The sequence below is a fragment of the Nonomuraea terrae genome (assembly GCF_044465245.1).
Lineage (GTDB): Bacteria > Actinomycetota > Actinomycetes > Streptosporangiales > Streptosporangiaceae > Nonomuraea > Nonomuraea terrae.
In genome coordinates, this window is sequence record NZ_JBITLL010000008.1 from 330,752 (window position 1) to 354,884 (window position 24,133).

Consider the following 24,133-nt stretch of genomic DNA (forward strand, 5'->3'; position numbering starts at 1 on the left):
TCAGAACTCCAGCACGACCTGGAGCGCGTCGGCGGGACGCTCATCCAGCAGGACGTAGGCCTCGGCCGCGTCGGCGACCGGCACCACATGACTCACCAGCGACTTCACGTCGATCAGGCCGTCCGCGACGAGCCGCAAGAAGCCCTGCTGGAGCCGTTCGACGCTCCAGCGGCCGACGAGCTGCGGCGGCACTCCGCCGATCTGCGAGCTGACGAGCTGGACGCGGTTGTGGTGGAACTCGTCGCCGAGTCGCAGCCCCACGCCGTCGCCCTGGTAGAAGCCGGAGGCGACGACCCGCCCGGCCACGGTGACCGCGCGCAGGGCTTCGTGCAGGGCCTGGTAGGAGCCGCTGATCTCGATGGCGGCGTCGGCGCCGCGTCCGCCGGTGGCCTCGCGGATCCGCTCGGCGACGGCGTCGGTGCGCGCGTTGAGCGTGCGGGCGGCGCCGTACTCGACGGCCTTGGTGAGGCGGGTCTCCAGGGCGTCGACGGCGGTGACGCGGGCGCCGTTCAGCTGCGCCAGCCGGGTGGTGAGCAGGCCGATCACGCCCTGGCCGAAGACGGCGACGTCCTCGCCGACGTGGATGTCGGCCGCGAGGACGGCGTTGTAGGCGATCGCGCCGACCCTGGCGAAGGCGCCCGCCAGCGGCGCCAGCGCCTCGGGGAGCGCGTGGCCGACCAGCCGTTCCGCGGGTACGACGGCCTCGCTGCGGTGCCCCCAGATGCCCCACACCACGGTGCCCGGCGCCGGCACGCCCGGAGTGTCCGCGAGCTCCGGCGAGACCTCCAGGACCTTGCCGACCTCGGAGTACCCCCAGCCCACCACCGGGTAGGCGATGCCCGGCCCGCCGTCGCGGAACAGCCGGGCCTCGGCGTCCCAGGTGCGGGTCAGGTAGGGGTTGGTGCCCCGGTAGGCGGTGAGTTCGGTGCCCGCCGAGATCCCGGAGTACAGCGTCCGGACGCGGAGATGCCCGGGCGGCAGTGGGACCGGTTCGGCGGTGGCGACCTCCACTTGGCGGGGGCCGGTGAATTGGACGACGCGTTCCACAGGAGCTCCGTGGGGTTGTTTTTGCTCGTGATCGACCCTATGTGTGGGGCTTTTGTCGAAGATAGCCGATACTTAGGTCTTGTCAACAGACGAAAGTGGTGCTCTGATGCATCACACATGAAATATGAGGTGCAGTGAGGACGGTTCATACGCATGTGGCCTCGATGGTCGAGGGCCCTGGCGGCAGGTCTGACCGCCACGCTGGCAGCCGGTGTGCTGTCCGGATGTGGCGCGCAGGCGAGAAGTCAGCCCGATAACAAGATCACTGTCTGGAGTCTGGAGAACCTCACCCCGCGCATGGCGGCGACCGAGAAGATCGTCGCCGGCTTCGAGAAGGAGACCGGCGTCGACGTGCGGCTCGTCGGCGTCGACGAGGGCCAGCTCCCCCAGCTGATCATGTCCGCGGCCGCCGCCGGGACGCTGCCCGACGTGATCGGCGGCGTGCCGCTCGCCCCGGTGTGGCAGATGTACACCAACGGGCTGCTCGACACCGCGGCCACGGAGAAGGTGGTCGACGCTCTCGGCGCCGGCACCTTCAACGCCAACGCGCTACGGCTGACCGGCGACGGGTCCACCCGGCTCGGCGTGCCCAGCGACGCCTGGCTGCAGATCCTCGTCTACCGCAAGGACCTGTTCGCCAAGGCGGGGCTGCCCGTCCCCGACTCCTACGACGCCATGCTCAAGGCCGCCAGGACGCTGAATGCGGGCGGCGTCAGCGGCATCTCGCTCGCCACCGACCCCAGCGACGTCTTCACCCAGCAGAGCTTCGAGGACATCGCGCTGGCCGGCGGCTGCGAACTCGTCGGCGCCGACGGCGCCGTCGGCCTCGGCAGCCCGCAGTGCCGCTCCGCCTTCACCACCTACGACCAGCTCGCCTCCGACTACGGGGCCCCGGGCACCCAGAGCGTGGACTCCACCCGCGCCACCTACTTCGCCGGCCGATCCGCCATGATCGTCTGGTCCACCTTCCTGCTGGACGAGCTGGCGGGCCTGCGCGACGACGCCCTGCCGAGCTGCCCGCAGTGCGCCGGCAACCCCCGGTTCCTCTCCGACAACAGCGGGATCGTCACCGCGCTGAAGGGGCCGGGCGCCGCCGAGCCCGCGCAGTTCGGCGAGATCACCTCCTGGGTGATCAGCAGGACCGCCGAGACCGCGGCCGCGCAGAAGTTCGTCGAGTACATGATGAGCACCGGCTACGAGGGCTGGCTCGGCCTGGCCGCCGAGGGCAAGATCCCGGTTCGCGACGGCACGGCCGAGGAGCCCGACAAGTACCGCGAGGCCTGGCGGGCCGGCGTCATCGGGGTCGACACCAGGAAGCCCCTGCAGGCCGTCTACTCCGCCGACCTCCTCGACAAGCTCGCCTCCGGCGTCAGCAACATGCGGCGCTGGGGGATCACCCAGGGACAGGGCGCGCTGGTCGGCGCGACGCTCGGCGAGCTGCCGATCCCGAAGGCGGTCGGCGCCATGACCTCCGACCAGATCTCTCCCGCCGAGGCCGCACAGCAGGCCGGCGAGGAGGTCTCGGCCTTGCAGACGTCCCTCCGATGAACTCCTGCTGAGGAACCACCATGAGCACCCTGCGAAGTGCCGAGCAGCGACCCTCCACCCCGGCGATCCCGGAGAAGCCACCCGGCCGGCCCCGGCGCACGCCGACCCTGGCCCAGCGCGAGAACCGGACCGGCCTGGCGTTCGTGTCCCCCACGGTGCTGGTGGTCCTGGTCGTCGTGGTCCTGCCCATCGCCTGGACGGTGTTGCTCGCCTTCCAGCGCGCGCGGCTGGTCGACATCCAGACCATGAGCTTCCTGTCCGGCTGGACGTTGGAGAACTTCACCCAGGTCTTCGCCTCGGCCGGGTTCTGGTCCTCGCTGGGGACCACGCTCGTCTACACCGTGGGCGCCACCGCCGGCTCGATCGTCCTCGGGCTCGTCGCCGCCCTCGCCCTGCGCCGGCCGTTCCGCGGGCGGGCCCTGCTGCGCGGCTCGATGCTGCTGCCGTACGTCGCGCCCGTCGTGGCCGTCACGTTCGTCTGGGAGATCGCGCTCAGCCCGCAGTTCGGCATCGTCAACGAGTGGGGCGCCAAGCTGCTCGGCTGGGACAAGCCGATCGCCTTCCTGTCGACCCGGTCCCAGGAGATCACGCTGCTCGGCTGGGACGTGCACGTGCCGCTGGCGCTGCTGGTCGTCATCGCCTTCGAGACCTGGCGCTACTTCCCGTTCGCCTTCCTGTTCCTGCTCGCCCGGCTGCAGGCCGTCCCGGCGGGGCTTGAGGAGGCCGCCACGGTGGACGGCGCCACGCTCACCCAGCGCTTCCGCCACATCCTGCTGCCGCAGCTGCTGCCGGTGATCGCGCTGCTGTCGGTGCTGCGCTTCATCATGACGTTCAACAAGTTCGACGACGTCTACCTGCTCACCGGGGGCGGGTCCGGCACCGACGTCGTCGCCGTGCGCGTCTACGACTTCCTCACCGCCCGCTACGACGTGGGCGCGGCGTCCGCGCAGGCCCTGGTGCTGGCGCTGGTGCTGGCCGTGCTGCTCGGCATCTATTTCGTGTTCTTCGCCAAGAAGGCCCAGGAGGAGGAAGTATGAGCCGCGAACAGGCCGAACAGAGAATCTTCGGGGTCCTGCGCTGGGTGGTGATCGCCTTCCTCGCGGTGATCACGATCTTCCCCTTCTACTACATGGTGCTGCTGTCGGTGAAGTCCATCGACCAGTTGCTGCTGGCCCCCGGCAAGCTGTGGGTGAGCCTGTCGGAGTTCACCGTGAGCACGTACCAGAACGTGCTGCAGTCGACCGACGAAGGCGGCCAGGGCTTCCTGCGCATGCTGGCCAACTCGGGCGTCGTCGCGGTCATCACCGTGGCGCTGACCCTGCTGGCCTCCGTGCCGGGTGCCTACGCCGTCAGCCGCCTGAAGTTCTTCGGCGGACGCCACGTCAGCGCGCTGTTCCTCGCGTTGTACCTCTTCCCGTCCACGCTGCTGGCGGTGCCGCTGTTCGTGATCTTCGCCCGGATCGGGTTGCAGGGCAGCCTGATCGGGCTGGCCATCGTCTACATCGCGCAGACCGTGCCCGTCTCCATCTACATGCTGCGGAACTACTTCGTCACCATCCCCCGCAGCGTCGAGGAGGCCGCGGCGCTGGACGGCTGCTCGCAACTGCGCATCCTGCGCAAGATCGTGCTGCCGCTCGCCGCGCCGTCCCTCGTGGCCACCGGCCTGTACGTGTTCATGATCGCCTGGAACGAGTTCTTGTTCGCCCTGCTGTTCCTGGCCGCCGAGCCCGGCAACTGGACGGTCTCGCTGGGCCTCTCCCAGCTCTCCAACGGCATCGAGGTGTCCAAGACGGTGCTGATGGCCGGCTCGGTCATCCTCACCATCCCCGTGGTACTTCTTTTTTACGCTGTTGAACGCCTCCTCACCGAAGGCCTCACCAGCGGCGCGGACAAGAGCTGAGGCAAGGAGAGGCATCCCCGATGGCATCCCCATGGAGCACAGCAGGCCACCTTCTGGAACTGATCCGCACCGGGCAGGCGACCACCCGGATCGAGCTCCAGCGCATGACCGGCCTGTCCCGCTCCACGGTCGGCCACCGGCTCGACCAGCTCTTCGCCGCCGGCTGGCTGCGCGACGTCCCCGGCGTGCAGTCGACCGGGGGGCGGCCGTCCGCCCAGCTGGAGTTCGACACGCGGCACGCGGTCGTGCTGGCCGCCGACCTCGACACGACCTTCGCGCGGGCCGCCGTCCTCGACCTGGCCGGCGGCCTGCTGGCCGAGCACGCCGAGCACCTGCGCATCGACGAGGGGCCGGAACGCGTGCTCGACCGGCTCGGCACGTGGTTCGCGAAGCTGCTGAGCGAGACCGGGATCGGCCCCGCCACGGTCTGCGGCGTCGGCCTGTCGCTGCCCGGCCCGGTCGTCTGGCCGTCCGGGCGGGTCGTCCGGCCGCCGATCATGCCCGGCTGGGACGGCTGCCCGGTGCCCGAGCTGATGCAGCGGGCGCTCGGCCTGCACGCCGGCATGCACGCCGCCGTCCCGGTGCTCGTCGACAACGACGCCAACCTGATGGGGCTGGGCGAGCAGCGCGAGTCGTTCGCTGACTGCTCCTCGTTCATCCTGATGAAGGTCTCCACCGGCATCGGCGCGGGCGTCGTCATCGACGGCAAGGTCTTCCGCGGCATCGACGGCGGCGCCGGCGACATCGGCCACGTCCGCCTGCACGACCGGCCGGACGCCCGCTGCATGTGCGGCTCCTACGGCTGCCTGGCCGCCGTCGCCAGCGGACGGGCGCTGGCGGGGCAGCTGGCCGCGCTCGGCGTGCCCGCCGCGTCCGCCGCCGACGTCCGCGCGCACCTCGACGCGGACAACCCCGACGCCGTACGCCTGGCCCGCGAGGCCGGTCAGCGCTGCGGCGAGGTGCTCGCCACCGTCGTCAGCCTGCTCAACCCGGGCGTCCTGATGATCGCCGGGGATCTGGCCGAGACCCACTTCGTCACCGGGGTGCGCGAGCTGCTCTACCAGCGCGCGCTGCCCCGCGCGACGCGTAACCTGCAGATAGTCACCGCCCGGCTCGGCGAGCACACCGCGCTCGCCGGGGCCACCGCGATGGTCGTCGAGCACCTGTACGCGCCCGACCAGGCCGACGCCCGCCTCGCCGTCGCGGCGCCGGCACCCTGAAAGCATGGAGTGAAGTCGTGACCACCACCGCCCCTGTCGAGGTCGGCCTGATCGGCGCCGGCCCGTGGGCCCGTACGATGCACGCGCGAATGCTGGCCGAGGGGCCGCAGACGCGGCTGACCGCCGTCTGGGCCCGCCGCGCCGACGCCGCGAGCGAGGTCGCCGAGCAGTACGGCGCGGTCGCCGCGGCCACCCCGGAGGAACTGTTCGACCGGTGTGAGGCGGTGGCGTTCGCGGTCCCGCCGTCCGTCCAGGCGGAGCTGGCCGTACGCGCGGCCAAGGCCGGCAAGGCGCTCCTGCTGGAGAAGCCGCTCGGGCTCGACCTCGCCTCGGCGCGCGCGGTGGCCGACGCCGTCGAAGAGGCCGGCGTCGTCTCCCAGATGGTGCTGACCAAGCGCTACCTCCCGGCCACCAGGGAGTTCCTGCGGCAGGCGGAAGGGTTCGCGGCCACCGGCGCGCGTTCCTGCTACCTGCACGGCGCGTTCCTCGGCGGGGAGCTCGCCACCGGGTGGCGACTCGAACGAGGCGCCCTGCTCGACCTCGGCCCTCACCTGCTCGACCTGCTCGACACCGCCGTCGGCCGCATCGCCCGCATCCGCGCGACCGGCGATCCGCGCCGGTGGGTGGAGTTGTCCTGCGAGCACGAGAACGGCGCCGTCAGCCAGGCGTCGCTGTCGGGCAGCGTCCGGCTGCCGCGGGCCCGCACCCGCGTGGAGCTCTTCGGGGAGCAGGGCGAGCTGGTTTACGACACCGCGGGGCTCGACCACGAGGAGGCCTGGCCGGTGCTGCGCGCCGAATTCGCCGCCGCCGTACGCGCGGGCCGCTCCGGCGAGCTGAGCGCCGCCAGGGGGCTCCGGCTGCAGGAACTCATCGAGGCCGCCGTCTCACAGTGACGCCGGCTGCGGGCCTTTCACCGCATGAGGCGACAAACCTCGGTCTCCGTTTCCGCTAGCCTCACCCTCGTCACTCCTGAGGCTCTGGAAAGGTGTCGTCGTGATCGGCTGGCTGGAAGCGGTGATTCTGGGGTTGGTCCAGGGGCTGACGGAGTTCCTGCCGATCTCCTCCAGCGCCCACATCCGGGTGGTGTCCGCTTTCGCCGGCTGGCCCGACCCGGGCGCGGCGTTCACGGCGGTCATCCAGCTCGGCACGGAGACGGCCGTGCTGATCTACTTCCGTCAGGAGATCTGGGAGATCGTCTCCACCTGGACGCGCTCGCTGTTCAACCGCGAGCTGCGCGGCCACTGGGCGGCGCGCATGGGGTGGTACATCATCCTCGGCACCCTGCCCATCGTCGTGCTCGGCCTGGTGCTGAAGGAACAGATCGAGACGCCCTTCCGTGACCTGCGCCTGGTCGGCACCACGCTGATCGTCTTCGCGATCATCCTGTGGTTCGCCGACCGCACCGCCCGCAACAAGCTCACGCTGGAGAAGCACCTCAGCGCCCCGCACGCCGTCGTGTACGGCTTCGCGCAGGCGCTGGCGCTGGTGCCCGGCGTGTCGCGCTCCGGCGGCACGGTGACCGCCGGCCTGCTGCTCGACTACCGCCGCGAGGACGCCGCGAAATACTCGTTCCTGCTGGCCATCCCGGCCGTGCTGGGCGCGGGCGTGCTGGAGCTGAGCGAGATCGGTAACGGGCCGTCCCCCGAATGGGGCCCCACGATCCTGGCCACGGTGATCTCGTTCGTCGTCGGCTACGCGGCGGTGGCGTGGTTCCTGCGCTACATCAGCACCCACCGCTTCACGGTGTTCGTGATCTACCGGATCATCCTCGGCTTCTTCATCATCCTCGCGGTCACCGCGGGGTGGATTCCGGCGATCGGCTGACCGGCTGCCGCACGGCCGGATAGTACGCCGCCCAGTCCCCGTCGCCCATGCGCAGGATCCTCAGCCCGATCCAGCCGAGGCCGGCGACGGGGGCGGTCCAGCACACCGCGGTCAACGGCCCGTACGGCACCGCGAACGACCCGAGATAGCCGGCGGCCACCACGACCGGCGCCCACCAGCCGACGAACCCGGTCCGCCACACGACCGCCGTCAGCACCGGCAGGCCGAACATGCCGAGGAACATCCACGGCAGCTGGAAGCCGAACACCACGCCGGGCAGGCCCAGCATCTCGTCGATGATGCGCTGCGCCTCCCGCGGGGTGTGGTTCTGCCCGAGCCACCACTCCACGGGGTCGGTCAGCAGCAACCCCGACAGCGACAGGTAGCCGATCATCGTCAGGGCTCCGACGACGTTGCCGAGCCCGGTGAGCCCGCGCCTGGTCAGATGGACGAGGCCGAGCACGGCGACGGCCATGAGCATCCAGCTCCAGTGGTAGAGCACGGACTGCAGCTGGGCGAGCGCCGGGTTGTCGCCGAAGCTGATCATTTCCCGGTCGTCGCCCCAGGTGCCGGGGTCGACGAAGGCGGCGACGGCCTGAAGGAGCGGCGCCACGATGAGCAGCGAACCCGCCGCGACACGGCGGAAGGTGACCTGATCGTTCAACATGGGGCCGACGGTAGGGCGACGGGACGCCCGCCGTCGTCCGCCCGCCGGGCGACCCGGCCTCCCTCACCAGGGTGAGGCGTCAGAGGGTACGCGGGTAGCGGCTGCAGAGGGCGAAGACGACGGCGAAGAGCGTCCAGGCGGTGACGTACGCGACGGGGTGGGCCCAGGTGTCGCCGATGACGTCGGCGAGCGCCTGACGCCCCTCGACGTAGACGAGCAGGCCCGCCACCGCCCCGGGGACGGCGCCCCACCAGCGCCGCCACCACACCTCGAACGCGATCACCTCCCACACGACGAGGGCGAGCGGCCCGAACAGCAGGAACTTCATGCTGGGCGGGTCGGACAGGAGCACGGTGAGCCCCATCACGGCCACGGCGGACCCCGCCGTCAGCGCGACGACGGTGCCGAAGGGCGCCGGTTCGTTCCGCGGATCGGCGGCAGGGGCCGGCTCGGGGTCGCCGCCGGTCTTCGCGCGCGGGTCGTCATCAGGGGTCGCGTCGATGTCGTCGGCCACAGCCGACATTCTGGCCGACGAACCGCCGCGGCGGCGGCCTCGCGGTCAAGCCGGCACGGTCTGCTTGGCCGGCGCCGGGGCGGCGCGGTAGGTGGACAGGGTGAAGAGGAAGCCGACGAGGGCGAACCCGGTGGAGATCACGATCACGCCGGTCCTGCCGTACGCGTCCAGCGCCGCGCCGCCGGCGATGCCCGCCACGAAGAGCCCGACGTACTGGGCGGACGACAGCAGGCCGAGGCCGATCGGCACGTTGCCGGGCACCTCGGCGACCGTCCTGAACTGCTGCGCGGGGGCCACCAGCCAGCCCAGCCCGCCCCACAGGAACGCCCACACGAGCGCGACCGGCAGGGCCAGGTTGGCGACCGGGATGAGGGCGAGGAACACGGTGCTGAACACCATGCCGATGAGCACCATGCGGCGCGGACCGTACGCGTCGGTGAGACGCCCGCCGAGCTGGGCGCCCACGACGCCGCCGATGCCCCACGCCCAGAGCACGGCCGTCAGCGGCAGGTCGAACAGCGACCCGATGTAGGTGTACGCGCTGAACACCGCGGCGAACATCAGCAGCTGCGTCCCCAGCACCGCCAGCATCCGCCGGTCGCCGAGCGGCGCGAACCGCTCGCGCAGCCCTCCCGGCGTCCGGACCGCGACCTTGGGCACCATGGCGGCGACCCCGACGAACCCGGCCACGCCCATCGCGGCGACCATCCACAGCGTGGCCCGCCAGCTCACCGCGCCGCCCAGCCAGGTGCCGAGCGGCACGCCGATCGCCGACGAGACGGTCAGCCCGCCCATCACGAGCGCCAGCGCCCGCCCGCGCCGCTCGGGCGCGGTGAGCGCGTTCGCCACGGCCGACGCCGTCGGCGTGAACATCGCCGCCCCCGCCGCCGCGATCACCCGGCCGACCAGGACCAGCGGGTACGTCGGTGCCAGCGCGGTCAGCACGCTCCCCACCACGAACACGCCCATGGCCAGCAACAACAACGTTTTACGCGACAACCGGGCGGTCACGGCGGCCAGCACGGGCGACAACACCGCGTACGCCAGCGCGAAGACGGTCATGAGCTGCCCCGCCGCGGACGTGGAGATGTCCAGGTCCGCGGAGATGGGCGCGAGCAGCCCGGCCGTCACGAACATGCCCGTACCTATGGCGAAATTTCCTACTGCGAGCGGATAGAGCCGCGAACCCAAGAGAAGCCTCCAGCGACAAAAAGTTGGACGCTCATCAAACTGGCGCATTGTTTGATCGTTGTCAAACAATGCGACGGAGGTAGGGTGTCCACATGCGCCTGCTACCGCATCCCGCAACCGAGGACATCGAGCTCACGGAGGTCCTGCGGGCGCTGTCCGACCCCGTGCGGCTGGAGATCGTCGCGCGCCTGGCCGCCCGCGGCGAGCTGACCTGCGGCACCGTGGGCGACGAGCTCGGCGTGCACAAGTCGACCGCGTCCCACCACTTCAAGTCGCTGCGCGACTCCGGGCTGGTCTTCACCAAGCAGGAGGGCCGGCTGAAGTACATGAGCCTGCGCCGCGCCGACCTCGAGGCCCGCTTCCCCGGCCTGCTCGAGTCGATCCTGTCCGCCGCGCGCCCGCACGCCGGACCCCATGACTGACGGCCAGCCCAGCCGGCACGCCCTGCCCGCCGCATGCCAGGACGAGAGCTCATGACCGACGGCCTGCCCATCCGGCACGTCCTGCCCGAGCTCCTGTCCGTGCTCGACCGGCACGGCAGCGCGGTGCTGACCGCGCCGCCCGGCACCGGCAAGACGACCGTGGTGCCGCTCGCCCTGGCCGAGTCGGGGCTGCGGGTGCTGGTGGCCGAGCCGCGGCGGCTCGCCGTACGCGCGGCCGCCCGACGGATGGGCGTGAGCTACACCATCCGCGGCGAACGACACACCGGCGCGAACCCCCGCGTCGAGGTGGTCACCACCGGCGTGCTGCTCCAGCGCCTCCAGCGCGACCAGGAGCTGCCCGGGGTCGACGCGGTCATCTTGGACGAATGCCACGAACGCCACCTCGACGCCGACACCGCGCTCGCGTTCCTGCTCGACGTACGCGAAGCGCTCCGGCCCGACCTGCGGCTGCTGGCGACGTCCGCGACCGCCGACGCGGCGCCGTGGTCGAAGCTGGTCGGCGGGCCCGTCGTCGCCGCCACCGGGGCCGCCCACCCCGTCGAGATCGTCTGGGCGCCGCCGCCTCGGCCGGTCGCGCCGCCGCACGGGCTCCGCGTCGATCCGGCGCTGCTGTCCCACGTGGCCGCGGTCGTCCGCCGGGCGCTCGACGAGCGGGACGGCGACGTGCTCTGCTTCCTGCCGGGCGTGGGCGAGATCGCCAAGGTGGCCGGGATGCTCTCCGGCGGCGTCGAGGTGCTCCAGGTGCACGGCCAGGCCCCGGCCCGGGTCCAGGACGCCGTCCTGTCACCCGGCGTGGCCCGCCGGGTGGTGCTGGCCACGTCGGTGGCCGAGTCGAGCCTGACCGTGCCCGGGGTGCGGGTGGTCGTGGACTCCGGGCTGGCCCGAGAGCCGCGTACCGACCACGCCCGCGGGCTCGGCTCCCTCACCACGGTCAGGGTGTCGAAGGCCTCGGCCGACCAGCGGGCCGGGCGCGCGGGCCGCGAGGCTCCCGGCACGGTCTACCGCTGTTGGCCGGCGGCCGAGCACGAGCGGCTGGCCGAGCACGCCAGGCCGGAGATCGCGCTGGCCGACCTGACGGGGTTCGCGCTGCAGGCGGCCTGCTGGGGCACGCCGGACGCCTCGGGGCTCGCGCTGCTCGACCGCCCGCCGCCCGCCGCCATGTCGGCCGCCGTCCGCACGTTGGAGACGCTCGGCGCCCTCACCGGCTCCCGGGTGACCGAGCGGGGCCGCCGCATGGCCCTCGCCGGCGTCCACCCGCGCCTGGCCCGCGCCCTCATCGACCTGGGCCCCCAGGCCGCCGACGTGGTGGCCCTCCTCTCGGAGCAGCTCCCCCGCGACGCCTCCGACGATCTGGCGGAGGTCTGGCGTACGGCCCGCCGCGGCGGCACCCCGTTCGCCACCCGCTGGCGCCAGGAATCCCACCGCCTCCACCGCAGCACCACCCAGACCTCAACCCCACACCACACCCCCGCCCCGCCATCCACCCCCTCCAAGACCCCAGCCACCGCAGAGCGCGCCTACGTAGCGGCGGGAGGGGGACGCGGTGAGGGCGTCCCGCGAGAGGATGCGCTGGCTGGGATGGTGGTGGCGTTGGCGTTTCCCGAGCGGGTGGCGCGGCGGCGTGGGGGCGGTTACCTGATGGCGTCAGGGACGCAGGCGCAGCTCGCCGAGGGGTCCAAGCTGCGGACCGCCGAGTGGCTGGCCATCGCCGTGGCCGACCGGCCGACGGGCTCGGCGTCGGCCCGCGTCCGGCAGGCCGTGGTCATCGACGAGGCCATCGCGCGGCTGGCCGTCGAGCCGACCGTCGAGGACGAGGTCGCCTGGCGCGTCCCGCCGGGCGAGCGGCGCGGCGACGTGTCCGCCCGCAGGGTCGAACGGCTGGGCGCCATCGAGCTGTCCGCCACCCCGCTCCGGGACGCCGACGTCCGCGAGGCCATCCGGTACGGCCTGCGTACCGAAGACGTCCTGACCTGGACGAAGCAGGCGAACGAGCTGAGAGACCGGCTGGCGTTCTGCCACCGGGCGATCGGCGACCCCTGGCCCTCGATGGACGCGCTCGCCGACCTGGCCGACCAGTGGCTCGAACCCGAGCTCTCAAGGGCCCGCCGCCGCGCCGACCTCGAACGCATCGACGTGGCCGCCGCCCTGAGGCGCCTGATCCCGTGGAGCGAACGCCTCGACGCGGTCGCCCCCGAACGCATCGAGGTGCCGAGCGGATCCCGCGTCCGCGTCGACTACTCGGGCGAGCAGCCGGTGCTGGCGGTGAAACTGCAGGAGGTGTTCGGCTGGCAGGAGACGCCGCGGATCGCGGGCGTGCCGGTGCTCGTCCACCTGCTGTCCCCGGCGGGCCGGCCGCTGGCCGTCACGGCCGACCTGGCGTCGTTCTGGCGTGACGCCTACCGTTCCGTACGCGCGGAGATGCGCGGCCGTTACCCCAAGCACCCGTGGCCGGAGGATCCGCTGACCGCGCCCCCCACCCGCCGTACGAAAGGCAGACCGTGAAGGGTCACCGCCGGGGCAGGGCCAGCTCGTAGCGGCTGACCCAGGTGACCGGACCGTCCTGCGTCCGCTGGCCAGGAGCGCCGCCCACCGGCACGTCCCCGCGGTGCGCGAAGCCGTGGGCCTTGTAGTAGGCGCGCAGCCGAGCATTGGACCTCACGCAGTCGAGCCGCAGGGAGCGGGCGCCCCGCTGCCGCGCCGCATGGGCCGCCCAGTCGAGAATGCGGGCCCCGAGCCCCGCCGCCGATCGGCGCACGGCCATGCGGTGGACGTATCCCGCCGAGTCATCGTGATCCGCCCACAGTGGATCGGACCAGTCCAGGGTGACCGTCCCCGCCACTTCGTCCCCCGTGGCCACGAGCCACGTCTCGCCCCGGCAGATGGCGTCCTGCACCCAGACGGCCTCGAAACGCGCGGGCCACTGGCTGATCCCGCGACCGTGGAGCCATCCCGCCGCCTCGTCGAGCACGCTCAGCACCTCGTCCATGCGGTCGACGCCGACCCGCCGGAAGACGACCTCCGTGCCGTTCCACTCAGCTGTCATGACCGGATGGTAAGGGCGCAGGCCGGTGAGACGAGACGCAGGGCCGTCCGGAACGCGGCCGGGACGTGCTCCTCCAGCACGCGACGTCCTCGGCGACGTGACCGGGGCGTGAGGAGCCGGGGATGGCGGTCACGGCGGCCGGGTGGGGATTACCCACCGGCATTTCGGACTGAAGATGCTGCTTCCGGCGGCTACCGTTCCGTTGACCGCGTCCGCCGTGCGAAAGGCAAATCGTGAACGTGCTGACGGAGGCCGCCCGCGACAACGCGGCGTGGTGTGACCTGATGTGCCGCGCCCACGGCAGGCCAGGGGCGTTCACCGGCCGGGCGTGGACCAACCCGGTCAGGACACCGCCCTTCTACCCCGACGCCGTCACGCTCTCCCCCGACGCGACGGCCGCCGACGTGCTCGGCGGCATCGACGCGGGCACCGGGGCGACGGTCAAGGACAGCTTCGCCGTGCTCGACCTGCCGGGCTTCGACGTGCTGTTCGAGGCCCGGTGGATCCACCGCGCAGCGCCCGCCGCGGCGGGGATGCCGTGGGAGGTCGTCCGTGACCCCGCCGCGCTGGAGGGGTGGGAGCGGGCGTGCTTCGCGGGCGAGGTCACGGACCTGTTCCCGCCCGCCCTCCTGACGGAGGCGACGATCGTGCACGACCGTGTCAACGCCCATGGCGCGGTGCTCACCGCCACCGGCCCGGCCGTGGGCGTGTCGAACGTCTTCGGCCCCGACCCCTGGCCGGGCCTCCTCGCCACGGCCGCCGCCCTGTTCCCCGGCCGCCCCCTGGTCGGCTACGAGACCGACCCGGAGCCCGCCCTCCACCACGGCTTCACCACCATCGGCCCCCTCCGCGTCTGGCTCAAGCCATGAGAGCCGGGCGCTTTCATGGGGCCCCGTTCACATGGACGGACCGTACCTGAACCTGCACACTCAAGACATGGTGTGGGCAGGCAGGTCCGCTGTGGAGATCGCGACGGCCGTCCGGCGCGGGGAGGTCGCCGCCACGACCGTCGTCGAGGAGCACCTGCACGTCATCGCCGAGCGCGATCCCCGGATCCGCGCGTTCCGGCTGGTCCGGGAGCGGGCCGTGGACGAGGCGCGGCTGTTGCGGAAACGGCGTGACCTGGCCGAGCTGCCGCTGGCCGGGGTGCCGGTGGCGGTCAAGGACAATCTGCAGGTGGCCGGCGAGGCCCCCCGCGCCGGGTCCGCCGCGACGTCCGACGCGCCCGCTCCGGAGGACCACCCGGCCGTGGCCCGGCTGCGCGCCGCGGGCGCCGTGATCGTGGGGCTGACGAACCTGCCCGAGCTGGCCCTGGTCGCGTTCGGCGACAGCGCGTACGGCGTCGTCCGCAACCCGTGGGACCTCTCGCGCACGGCCGGCGGCTCGTCGTCCGGCAGCGCCGCGGCCGTGGCGGCGGGCATGGTGCCGCTCGCGCTCGGCAACGACGGCATGGGATCGTTGCGGATCCCGGCGGCCTGCTGCGGAGTGCTCGCCATCAAGCCGGGCCCCGGGCTGGTGCCGCCGCCGTCGGACGACTGGGACCGGCTCGCCGAGAACGGCCCCTTCGCCACCACCGCGGCCGACCTGGCGCTCGCGCTGTCGGTGCTGGCCGGCGACCCGTCGCTGGCGGAGGCGTGGCGCGGCGGGCAACGGGTGGAGCCGCCGAAGCCCATGCTGCGCTCGGTCTGGGCGGACGAGGACCAGGTATGGGAGCCGCAGCCGCCGCCGGACGGGCCCGAGCCGTTCGACCTGCGGGTGGCCTACGCCCCGCAGCCGCTGCCGGTGGGCCTGCCGATGGACCGGGAGTTCCGGGCGGCCGTACGCGCGGCGGCGGAGACGTTGCGGGTGGCCGGGCACACGATCGTCGAGCATGACCACCGGCTGCCCTTCTGGCTGGGACCGGCCACGGTCGCGACCTGGCTCGGCCGCGCCGCCTCCTCCGCCGGTGACCTCGACCGTCCTGGCCTCGAACGACGCACGCGCGCGCTCGCCCGCGCCGGACGGGTGCTCGGCGCGCTCGGGTTGAACGGCGTACGCGGCCGGCAGCGCTGGAGCGGCTACGGCGCCGACCAGTGGTTGGGCAGGGCCGACGTGCTGATCATGCCGGCCCTGGCCGCCGTGCCGCCCGGGGCCGAGCGCTGGGGCGAACGCGGGTTCCTGCGCAACGCCCTGACCAACGTCAGGTACGCATCGGCGACCGGCGCGTGGAACATGTGCGGCTGGCCCGCGATGACCGTCCCGCTGGCCACCCACTCCACCGGGATGCCGATCGGCGTGCAGCTCGTCGCCCCGCCGGGCGGCGAGCCGCAACTGCTCGGCCTGGCCGCCCAGCTCCAGGCCGTCCACCCCCCGACCAGAGCGCCCGGCTTCTCCTTCTGAGGGTTCTCGCTGCTCAGAGCGACGGGGCCCGTGGCCCGATCCGCGATCGGGCCACGGGCTCTTCGGTCACTGAACCTGGTCGGTCAGCCTCGCCAGATCCTCGAAGGATCGGCCGCCGTTGGCGGCGGTCCCCTCGGCGGAGGCCTGGCCACCCAGGAGGACGATCAAGGCATCCGCGTCGCGGACCAGTACGGCCCTGGCGTTCTCGTCGGCCACCTTCGCGGCCGCCTCCCGGAACTTGCCCAGGTGGTGGAGCGCCTGCTCGGGATGAGCCTTCACGTCGCTCGTGCTCGCCGACTTCAGGAAGTTGGCCAGCTGGGCTCCGAGCGGCCCGTCGACCTCGAACCTGCCGAGCAGCGTGGCGAGGTCGCCGAACGACGTGGTCACCGTCAGCGTCACCGCCTGCTCGGTCGCGTTGCCGGCCTTGTCGGTGGCGGTCACGGTGATCTGGTGCGTGCCGAGTGCGAGCGTGGACAGGTCGAGCCGCTCACCGAGCTTCAGCTCTTCGCCGTCCAGAGTGGCCGCCACCGTGTCGATGCCCGAACCCTCGTCCTTTCCTTCGGCGGTCACCGTGACCTGGGCGCTGTCGCCGTACTTCCCGTCGCCGGTCAACCCGCCGACGGTCAGCTCGGGCTTGGTGGCGTCCAGCTTCAGCGTGACGTCCTTGGCCTCCTCCTGGTTACCGGCCTTGTCGGTGGACCGGAAGGACACCTTGTGCGTCCCGTCGTCGTCGACCTTGAACGGGTCGGTGTAGGCGGCCCAGTCGCCGTCGTCCACCTTGTACTCGGTCTTCGCGACTCCGGAGCCCTCGTCGGCGGCCGTCAGGGTGACGGTCACCGGCGCGGTGTACCAGCCGGTCGGCTGCTCCGCCGGGTCGAGCGCGGCCTTCGTCACCGGGGCCTTGTCGTCCTCGGGGGTGAGCTCCTTGATGCGGATGTTGCGGAACGCCACCTCGTCACCGGCGCCGTGGTTCTGGATGCCCACGTACCCCTGCTCGAGAGAACGCGCCGGGTCGGTGTTGGTGAAGTCGTTGATCTTCACCCCGTTGAGGAAGATCTGCAGGTGCTCGCCCTCCACCCGGATCTCGTAGGCGTTCCACTGGCCCGGCGGGTTGAGCGCGGCGTCGCGGGCGGCCAGATCGGCCGACTTGAAGCCGTAGACCGAACCCGTGGTCCGGTCCGGGGCGTCGGTGGCGTCGATCTGGATCTCGTAGCCGTTGTTCACCGCGGACCACGGGTCGTCGGAGGCGGGGAAGCCGATGAAGACGCCGGAGTTGTCGTCGCCGTCCATCTTCCAGTCCAGCTTGAGGGAGTAGGAGCCGTACTCCTTCGCCTTGTACCAGAACAGGCCCATGCCACCCTGGGAGGTGAGGGTGCCGTCGGCGTTGGCGAAGCTGCCGGGCCCGGCCTGCTCCCAGCCCTCCGTGTCGCCGTTGTAGATCGACGTGTAACCGGCCTCGGGACGGCAGTCGGCATTGACCTCGCCCATGGCGTAGTTGATGCCGCCGAGCAGGTGCTTGAGGAAGTCGGGCTCGGCGAAGGACTCCCTCGTGTGTCCGCCTCCGGTGTAGAAGGACCGGCCGCCCTCGTACTCCTTGCACCAGGCGATCGGGTGGTCGTCGCCCATGCGGCCGCCGGAGTAGGAGGACTCGTCGAGCGTGGCCAGCACGTGGGCGGTGGAGCGGGCGTTGGTCCGGTAGTCGTACCACTCGTCCGTGCGGTTCCACAACGAGCCGAGGTGGGCGGTCGCCGGGTGCGCCCGGTCCTCCACCTTGATCGTCGCCGGCTGGATCGCCGGGTGGGAGGCGAACCACGCCCCGACCAGCGCGCCGTAGAACGGCCACTCGTACTCGGTGTCCGCCGCGGCGTGCACGCCGACGAAGCCGCCGCCCGCCTTGATGTAGCTCTCGAAGGCGGCCTGCTGGGCGTCGTCGAGCACGTCGCCCGTCGTGCTGAGGAAGATCACCGCCTTGTACTTCGCCAGGTTGTCCGTGGTGAAGGCACCGGGGTCCTCGGTCGCGGTGACGTTGAAGCCCAGGTCCTTGATCGCCTGGATGCCGGCCGGGATCGAGTCGTGCCGGAAGCCGGCCGTACGCGAGAAGACCAGGACATCGCCTTCGCCCTCGCCGCCGCCCTCGGCCAGGAGGGTGAAGTCGTCCACGTCGAACAGCGCGCCGGAGCCGCCGGTGAAGACCAGGTAGAGCTCCGTCGCGCCGGCCGGTGCCTGCGACAGCGGCGTGGAGACGTCGACGAAGGTCTCCCAGCCGCCGGTCACCGGGACGCTCACCCTGCCGAGCTGGGTGCCGGTCGCCGAGCCGGCGCGCACCTCGATGGTGCCGCCGACGCCTCCGGAGGAGACACGGGCGGTGAACATCTTGGCGTCGCTCAGCTCGTACGGCTTGAACGAGATCCACTCGCCGTTGTTGATGTCGCCGACCGTCCTGCCGCCGTGGGCGGGGGCCTTGTCGATCTTGGACACGCCCGACATCGCCGTGTAGTGCTCGGCCTGCCGGTGCCGCGGCTGCAGGATGTGCTGGGTCTTGGTGGTCAGCCCGCCCTTGTCGGTGTACGAGGCGTCGAACACCGCGAAGATGTTCGCGGCGTCGTCGTGCTCACCGTCGACGGGGATGGTCAACTCGCCCGAGCAGCCGTTCTCCGAGCTGATCTGGTGACCGTGGCCGTCGTGTCCGAGCACGTAGGTCACCGTGACCTTCTCGCAGTCGATCTCCGGTTCCTCGGGGTCCGTCACCTTGACGGTGAACGGCACGGTGTCGCCCCACTGGAACAGCCGGCCCTCGGCCGGCGTCTCCAGGGTCACGGTGGGCGCGGTGTTGCCCACCGTGATCTGCACGCTCGCCGTGCCGGTGTTACCCGCCGGGTCGCTCACCGTGAGCGTGGCGGTGTACGTGCCGTCTTCGGTGTAGGTCTTGACCGGGTTCGCGTCGGTGGACGTGGTGTCGTCCCCGAAGTCCCAGGCGTACGTGATCGCCGCGCCCTCCGGGTCGGCCGAGCCCTCCGAGGAGAAGGTGACGGTCAGCGGGGTCTTCCCCGAGGTCTTGTCGGCCTCGGCCACCGCGACCGGCGAGCGGTCGCGGCCCTTGATGTACTCGATCCGGTAGACCGCGGAGTTCTCGTCGCCGCCGAAGTAGCCGGAGCCGTAGTCGAGCACGTACAGCGCGCCGTCCGGGCCGATCGCCATGTCCATCACCTGGGTGCCGGTCCAGGGGAAGTCGGAGATGGCGCCGGCCGTCCCGTCGGCGTTCACGTCGATCGCCTTGATCCATTGGCGGCCGAACTCGCCCGCGAAGAAGTGGCCGTCCATGTCCTCGGGCAGCTTGACGGCGGACTTCAGGTCGGCGTCGTAGTGATAGACGGGGCCGCCCATCGGGGACTCCGAGCCGCCGCCGAACTCCGGCGGAGAGCCGCTGTCACCTCCGTACTTGATCCACGCCGGCTGCGCGGGGGGCAGCTTGGGCAGACCGGTGTTGCGGAAGGAGTTGTTGACCGGGCCGCCCGTGGCGCAGTCGTACTTCTGTCCGGCGGGCCCCGACGGGAAGGTGTACTCGTTGTAGGTCTCGGCGAGCGTGTTGGTGCCCGTGCAGTACGGCCAGCCGTAGTTGCCGGGGCCGGTCACGCGGTTGAACTCGACCTGGCCGCTCGGCCCGCGGTTGGGGTCGGAGCTGCCCGCGTCCGGGCCGTAGTCGCCGACGTACACGATGCCGGTCGTCTTGTCGACGCTCAGGCGATAGGGGTTGCGGAAGCCCATCGCGTAGATCTCGGGCCGGGTGTTCTCGGTTCCCGGCGGGAACAGGTTGCCTTCGGGGACGTCGTACGTCCCGTCGGGATTGACCTTGATCCGCAGGATCTTGCCACGCAGGTCGTTGGTGTTGCCGGAGCTGCGCTGGGCGTCGTAGGCCGGGTTCCGGTCGGTGCGCTCGTCGATCGGCGAGTAGCCCGCCGAGTCGAAGGGGTTGGTGTCGTCGCCGGTCGACAGGTAGAGGTTGCCCGCGGCGTCGAAGTCGATGTCGCCACCGACATGGCAGCAGATGCCGCGGTCGGCCGGCACGTCGAGCACCTTCACTTCGCTGGACATGTCCAGCGTCCAGTCCGGCTTGACGGTGAACCGCGACAGACGGTTCACCCCCTGCCAGGCGGAGAAGTCGGTGCCCGTGGCCGGGGCGTCGCCCGCAGGGGTGTCCAGGCGGGGCGCGTAGTAGAGGTAGATGAACCGGTTGGTGGCGAAGCCGGGATCGGCCGCCACCCCCTGGAGCCCTTCCTCGTCGTGCGTGTAGACGTTCAGAGCGCCGACCACGCCGGTGTCGCCGGTCGCGTCCGTGCGCCGCAGGGTCCCGTCACGCGAGGTGTGCAGCACCGACAGGTCGGGCAGCACGGCCATCGTCAGGGGTTCGCCCATCTCGTCGACGCCCTTGGCAAGCTCGACTCGCTGGTAGTCCGCAGGATCGACGGCCGCCGGGTGTGCCTGGGCGGGAGCGGCCATGGGGAGCACGGTCAACCCCGCGAGGGGCAGGAGTAAGGCGCAGATCCGCGCCGTCCATCGGGAGGCGCGAGGGGTCCGCCTGGGGGGCATGGGCGGGCTTCCTTTCACTGATCGGCGGTATGGCCCGGCACGGGATCAGCGGAGAGGAGAGCGACATGCCGCCGAGGGCATTCGCTTCACAGTTCCTCCGCATATGCCGTGATTGCCCCGAAGGTAAGCCGCTTTTGGCGATCTGTGAAGAGCTTCTTCTGATATTCGAAGGACTTTCGCCGACCATCGGCAAAAGCGTGCGTGGCCACCCAGCCGCAGGGCTGGACGGCCACGCACCACTCGCCGCGCTCGCGGTCGAGGTCCGAGCCTCGGACCTGACCGAAGGCTCAGACGCCGATCGGATGCCAGACGGTCTTGGTCTCCAGGAACCGCGTCATCCGGCCGATGCCGGGATCGGCGCTCCAGTCCTCCTCGACCGGTCGCGCCACCCGCTTGAGGTTCTCGGCCGCCGCCTGCTCGCACGAGAGCGCCAGGTCCGGATCGGCCACCCCGGTCAGGTCGAGCCCGTTGACGTCCATGTGCGCGGACAACCACGGGGCCAGCTCGGCCTGCCGTCCGGTGAGGATGTTGACCACGCCGCCGGGCAGGTCGGAGGTGGCCAGGACCTCGGCCAGCGTGATCGACGGCAGCGGCGCCGGCTCGGAGGCCACCACGACGCAGGTGTTGCCGGTCACGATCACCGGCGCGACCACCGACACCAGGCCGAGCAGCGGATCGGCGGGCGCGACGATCGCCACCACCCCGGTCGGCTCGGGCGTCGACAGGTTGAAGTACGGCCCGGCGACGGGGTTGGCCGCCCCGTGCAGCGCGGCGATCTTGTCGGACCACCCCGCGTACCAGACCAGCCGGTCGATGGCGGCGTCCACCCGCTCCAGCGCGGCTCGCTTGCCGCCACCGAGCTCGTCGGCGAACTGCGCGCGCCGCCCCTCCAGCATCTCCGCGACGCGGTAGAGGATCTGCCCCCGGTTGTACGGGGTCGCGCCCGACCAGCCGGCGAACGCCTTGCGCGCGGCCACCACCGCGTCGCGGGCGTCCTTGCGCGAGGCCAGCGAGGCGTTGGCGAGGAAGTCTCCCTTGGCCGAGGTCACGGGGTAGGACCTCCCACTCTCAGAGCGCGGGAACGCCCCTCCGATGTACAGCTTGTAGGTCTTTCTGACGGACAACCTACTCATCGCCCCGACCCCTCCACGTGGACTCCTGCGACATCTGGACGGGCACGAAGACCTGACCGCACCGGCTCACGCCGCAGCGGTGGGCGTACCAGCCGACCCGCGTGGGACGGCCGGCCCTGGCGAAGGCGTGCCCCCGGGTGGCCTGGGCGCGCCGCGCGGCCCGCCGGCGCCGGCGGTGATCACACATCAAGGTACGCCTCCAGCCCGTGCAGCCCGCCCTCGCGGCCGAAGCCGGACTCCTTGTAACCGCCGAACGGCGAGGCGGGGTCGAACTTGTTGAACGTGTTGGCCCACACGACGCCGGCCCGCAGCCGCTCGGCCGTCCACAGGATGCGCGAGCCCTTCTCGGTCCACACGCCGGCCGAGAGCCCGTACGGCGTGTTGTTGGCCTTCTCGACCGCCTCGGCGGGGGTGCGGAAGGTCAGCACCGACAGCACCGGACCGAAGACCTCCTCACGGGCGATGGTGTGGGACTGCGCGACCCCGGTGAACAACGTCGGCGGGAACCAGAAGCCCTTGTCGGGCAGCTCGCACGCGGGCGACCAGCGCTCGGCGCCCTCCGACTCGCCCAGCTCGCTGAGCCGGCGGATCTTGGCCAGCTGCTCGGCGGAGTTGACCGCGCCGACGTCGGTGTTCTTGTCGAGCGGGTCGCCCACCCGCAGCGTGGCGACGCGCCGCTTGAGGGCGGCGAGCAGCTCGTCCTGGATCGACTCCTGCACCAGCAGCCGCGACCCGGCGCAGCAGACGTGACCCTGGTTGAAGAAGATGCCGTTGACGATGCCCTCGACGGCCTGGTCGATGGCGGCGTCCTCGAACACGATGTTGGCGGCCTTGCCGCCCAGCTCCAGGGTGAGCTTCTTGCCGGTGCCGGCGACCGTGCGGGCGATGATCCGCCCGACCTCGGTGGAGCCGGTGAAGGCCACCTTGTCGACGTCGGTGTGGGCCACGACGGCCGCGCCCGTCTCGCCGGCGCCGGTGACGATGTTGACCACGCCGGGCGGCAGCTCGGCCTGGCGGCAGATGTCGGCGAACAGCAGCGCGGTCAGCGGCGTCGTCTCGGCCGGCTTGAGCACCACCGTGTTGCCGCAGGCCAGCGCCGGGGCGATCTTCCAGGCCAGCATGAGCAGCGGGAAGTTCCACGGGATCACCTGCCCGGCGACCCCGAGCGGCTTGGTGCCACCCTGCCCGTTTGTCGGCCTCCGGCCGAACCCGGCGTACTCCAGTTTGTCGGCCCAGCCCGCGTAGTAGAAGAAGTGGGCCGCCGCCTGCGGCAGGTCGAAGTCGCGCGACTCGCGGATCGGCTTGCCGTTGTCGAGCGACTCCAGCACCGCGAGCTCCCGCGCCCGCTCCTGGATGATGCGGGCGATGCGGAACAGGTATTTCGCGCGCTCGCCGCCGGGCAGCGCGCTCCAGACGCCGAACGCCTTGCGCGCCGCCTGGACGGCCCGGTCGACGTCGTCGGAGGTGGCCGTGGCGACCTCCGCCAGCGTCTCCTCGGTGGCCGGGTTGACCGTCTTGAACGGCTTGCCCGACCCTTCGACGAACTCGCCGTTGATGAACAGCCCGTACGACGACCGCAGGTCGACGACGTCACGTGATTCCGGCGCGGGGGCGTACTCGAAGATCGCCATCATCAGTCCAGGGTGAAGTAGTCGGGGCCGGCGTAGCGGCCGGTGGCCAGCTTCTCGCGCTGCATCAGCAGGTCGTTGAGCAACGAGGACGCGCCCAACCTGAACCACTCGGGGGTCAGCCAGTCGTCGCCGGCCGTCTCGTTGACCAGCACGAGGTTCTTGATCGCGTCTTTCGTCGTACGGATGCCGCCCGCGGGCTTGACGCCGATCTGCCGCCCGGTGGCCGCGCGGAAGTCACGCACCGCCTCCAGCATGATCAGCGTCACCGACGGCGTGGCGGCGGGGGACACCTTGCCGGTGGAGGTCTTGATGAAGTCGGCCCCGGCCAGCATCGCCAGCCAGGACGCGCGGCGCACGTTGTCGTAGGTGGCGAGCTCGCCGGTCTCGAGGATCACCTTCAGGTGGGCGTCGCCGCAGGCGGCCTTCACCGCGGTGATCTCGTCGTACACCTTCTTGTAGCGGCCGGACAGGAACGCGCCGCGGTCGATCACCATGTCGATCTCGTGGGCGCCGTCGGCGACGGCCCGCTCCGTCTCGGCGATCTTGACGTCGAGCGTGGAGCGGCCGCTGGGGAACGCGGTGGCCACCGAGGCGATCTTGACGGGCGTGCCGGCGAGCGCCTCGGCCGCGACCGCGACGAGGTCGGGGTAGACGCAGACGGCGGCCACCGAGGGGGCGCCGCCGCCGGGACGGACGGCCTTGGCGCACATCGCGCGCACCTTGCCGGCCGTGTCGGCTCCTTCGAGGGTGGTCAGGTCGACCATGGAGATGGCCAGGTCGATGGCCTGGGCCTTGGCCGTGGTCTTGATCGAACGGGTGCCGAGCATCGCCGCCCGCTGGTCGGCGCCGACCCGGTCAACCCCGGGTAGGCCGTGCAGGAAGGCTCGCAACGCCGCGTCGGACGAAGCGACGTCGGTGAGCGAGGTAGTCACAGTTGACACCTAGACAGCATCGCCGACCAGGGCCGCCACTTCCAAACCGGATCACCCTAGGGCACTCGCCCCCG

At 71.7% G+C, this 24,133-nt stretch carries 19 protein-coding genes; 10 read left to right on the plus strand and 9 right to left on the minus strand.

All coding sequences use genetic code 11. The features are described from left to right. Window positions 1-1,047: a zinc-binding alcohol dehydrogenase gene (locus ACIBP6_RS39905; RefSeq protein WP_397059527.1), complete on the minus strand. Its 1,047-nt coding sequence runs from the start codon at window positions 1,045-1,047 to the stop codon at window positions 1-3. Window positions 1,048-1,200: 153 nt separating this feature from the next. Here ACIBP6_RS39905 and ACIBP6_RS39910 point away from each other — a divergent pair, with 153 nt between their 5' ends. The 6 genes from ACIBP6_RS39910 (at window position 1,201) to ACIBP6_RS39935 (ending at window position 7,539) form a co-directional block, all read left to right on the plus strand. Next, a complete protein-coding gene (locus ACIBP6_RS39910) occupies window positions 1,201-2,595 on the plus strand; it encodes an ABC transporter substrate-binding protein (RefSeq protein ID WP_397059529.1) in 1,395 nt (464 codons plus the stop codon). Window positions 2,596-2,615: 20 nt separating this feature from the next. After that, entirely contained in the window at window positions 2,616-3,632 is a 1,017-nt protein-coding gene (locus tag ACIBP6_RS39915; RefSeq protein ID WP_397059531.1) for a carbohydrate ABC transporter permease, read from the plus strand. Beyond that, window positions 3,629-4,495: a carbohydrate ABC transporter permease gene (locus tag ACIBP6_RS39920; protein WP_397059533.1), complete on the plus strand. Its 867-nt coding sequence runs from the start codon at window positions 3,629-3,631 to the stop codon at window positions 4,493-4,495. The genes ACIBP6_RS39915 and ACIBP6_RS39920 overlap by 4 nt, the downstream gene beginning before the upstream one ends. Before the next feature lie 20 nt (window positions 4,496-4,515). Further along, complete coding sequence (locus tag ACIBP6_RS39925; RefSeq protein ID WP_397059535.1) at window positions 4,516-5,715, plus strand: ROK family transcriptional regulator; 1,200 nt, start codon at window positions 4,516-4,518, stop codon at window positions 5,713-5,715. Between the two features lie 17 nt (window positions 5,716-5,732). Continuing rightward, window positions 5,733-6,608 (plus strand): Gfo/Idh/MocA family protein, encoded by an 876-nt coding sequence (locus ACIBP6_RS39930; RefSeq protein WP_397059537.1) that lies wholly within the window; start codon window positions 5,733-5,735, stop codon window positions 6,606-6,608. Between the two features lie 100 nt (window positions 6,609-6,708). After that, entirely contained in the window at window positions 6,709-7,539 is an 831-nt protein-coding gene (locus ACIBP6_RS39935) for an undecaprenyl-diphosphate phosphatase (RefSeq protein WP_187368252.1), read from the plus strand. On the opposite strand, the gene ACIBP6_RS39940 is transcribed toward ACIBP6_RS39935, so the two are convergent. The 3 genes from ACIBP6_RS39940 to ACIBP6_RS39950 all read right to left on the minus strand — a co-directional run bounded on the left by ACIBP6_RS39940 (window position 7,508) and on the right by ACIBP6_RS39950 (window position 9,959). Beyond that, complete coding sequence (locus ACIBP6_RS39940) at window positions 7,508-8,206, minus strand: hypothetical protein (protein ID WP_397059539.1); 699 nt, start codon at window positions 8,204-8,206, stop codon at window positions 7,508-7,510. The genes ACIBP6_RS39935 and ACIBP6_RS39940 overlap by 32 nt on opposite strands. A gap of 79 nt (window positions 8,207-8,285) precedes the next feature. Beyond that, window positions 8,286-8,720 carry a hypothetical protein gene (locus ACIBP6_RS39945; RefSeq protein ID WP_397059541.1) on the minus strand — a complete coding sequence of 145 codons (435 nt, stop codon included), beginning with the start codon at window positions 8,718-8,720 and terminating at the stop codon, window positions 8,286-8,288. Between the two features lie 45 nt (window positions 8,721-8,765). Beyond that, window positions 8,766-9,959: an MFS transporter gene (locus ACIBP6_RS39950; RefSeq protein WP_397059543.1), complete on the minus strand. Its 1,194-nt coding sequence runs from the start codon at window positions 9,957-9,959 to the stop codon at window positions 8,766-8,768. A 44-nt stretch (window positions 9,960-10,003) separates the two neighbouring features. Between ACIBP6_RS39950 and ACIBP6_RS39955 the strand changes: the two genes are divergently transcribed. Next, on the plus strand, window positions 10,004-10,333 hold the full coding sequence (locus ACIBP6_RS39955) for an ArsR/SmtB family transcription factor (protein WP_397059545.1): 330 nt from the start codon (window positions 10,004-10,006) through the stop codon (window positions 10,331-10,333). Between the two features lie 51 nt (window positions 10,334-10,384). Further along, on the plus strand, window positions 10,385-12,856 hold the full coding sequence (gene hrpB / locus ACIBP6_RS39960; RefSeq protein WP_397059546.1) for an ATP-dependent helicase HrpB: 2,472 nt from the start codon (window positions 10,385-10,387) through the stop codon (window positions 12,854-12,856). A 4-nt stretch (window positions 12,857-12,860) separates the two neighbouring features. Here the strand turns inward: hrpB and ACIBP6_RS39965 are convergent, their stop codons facing one another. Beyond that, window positions 12,861-13,397, minus strand: a complete 537-nt coding sequence (locus ACIBP6_RS39965) for a GNAT family N-acetyltransferase (protein ID WP_397059548.1) — start codon at window positions 13,395-13,397, stop codon at window positions 12,861-12,863. 233 nt (window positions 13,398-13,630) lie between these two features. Between ACIBP6_RS39965 and ACIBP6_RS39970 the strand changes: the two genes are divergently transcribed. Together ACIBP6_RS39970 and ACIBP6_RS39975 are read left to right on the plus strand one after the other, a co-directional pair. Continuing rightward, the gene (locus ACIBP6_RS39970; RefSeq protein ID WP_397059550.1) at window positions 13,631-14,266 is read left to right on the plus strand and encodes a hypothetical protein; all 636 of its coding nucleotides are present in this window, start codon (window positions 13,631-13,633) and stop codon (window positions 14,264-14,266) included. Between the two features lie 91 nt (window positions 14,267-14,357). Next, on the plus strand, window positions 14,358-15,776 hold the full coding sequence (locus ACIBP6_RS39975) for an amidase (protein WP_397059552.1): 1,419 nt from the start codon (window positions 14,358-14,360) through the stop codon (window positions 15,774-15,776). A gap of 66 nt (window positions 15,777-15,842) precedes the next feature. On the opposite strand, the gene ACIBP6_RS39980 is transcribed toward ACIBP6_RS39975, so the two are convergent. From ACIBP6_RS39980 to deoC, 4 genes are all read right to left on the minus strand, one after another. Further along, entirely contained in the window at window positions 15,843-20,273 is a 4,431-nt protein-coding gene (locus ACIBP6_RS39980) for a ThuA domain-containing protein (RefSeq protein WP_397059554.1), read from the minus strand. Window positions 20,274-20,650: 377 nt separating this feature from the next. Next, window positions 20,651-21,496, minus strand: coding sequence for an aldehyde dehydrogenase family protein (locus ACIBP6_RS39985; RefSeq protein ID WP_397059556.1), 846 nt, complete (start codon window positions 21,494-21,496; stop codon window positions 20,651-20,653). A 179-nt stretch (window positions 21,497-21,675) separates the two neighbouring features. Then, window positions 21,676-23,130, minus strand: coding sequence for an aldehyde dehydrogenase family protein (locus ACIBP6_RS39990; protein ID WP_449595886.1), 1,455 nt, complete (start codon window positions 23,128-23,130; stop codon window positions 21,676-21,678). After that, window positions 23,130-24,059, minus strand: a complete 930-nt coding sequence (gene deoC, locus ACIBP6_RS39995; RefSeq protein WP_132608177.1) for a deoxyribose-phosphate aldolase — start codon at window positions 24,057-24,059, stop codon at window positions 23,130-23,132. The genes ACIBP6_RS39990 and deoC overlap by 1 nt, the downstream gene beginning before the upstream one ends. Window positions 24,060-24,133: the final 74 nt, after the last annotated feature.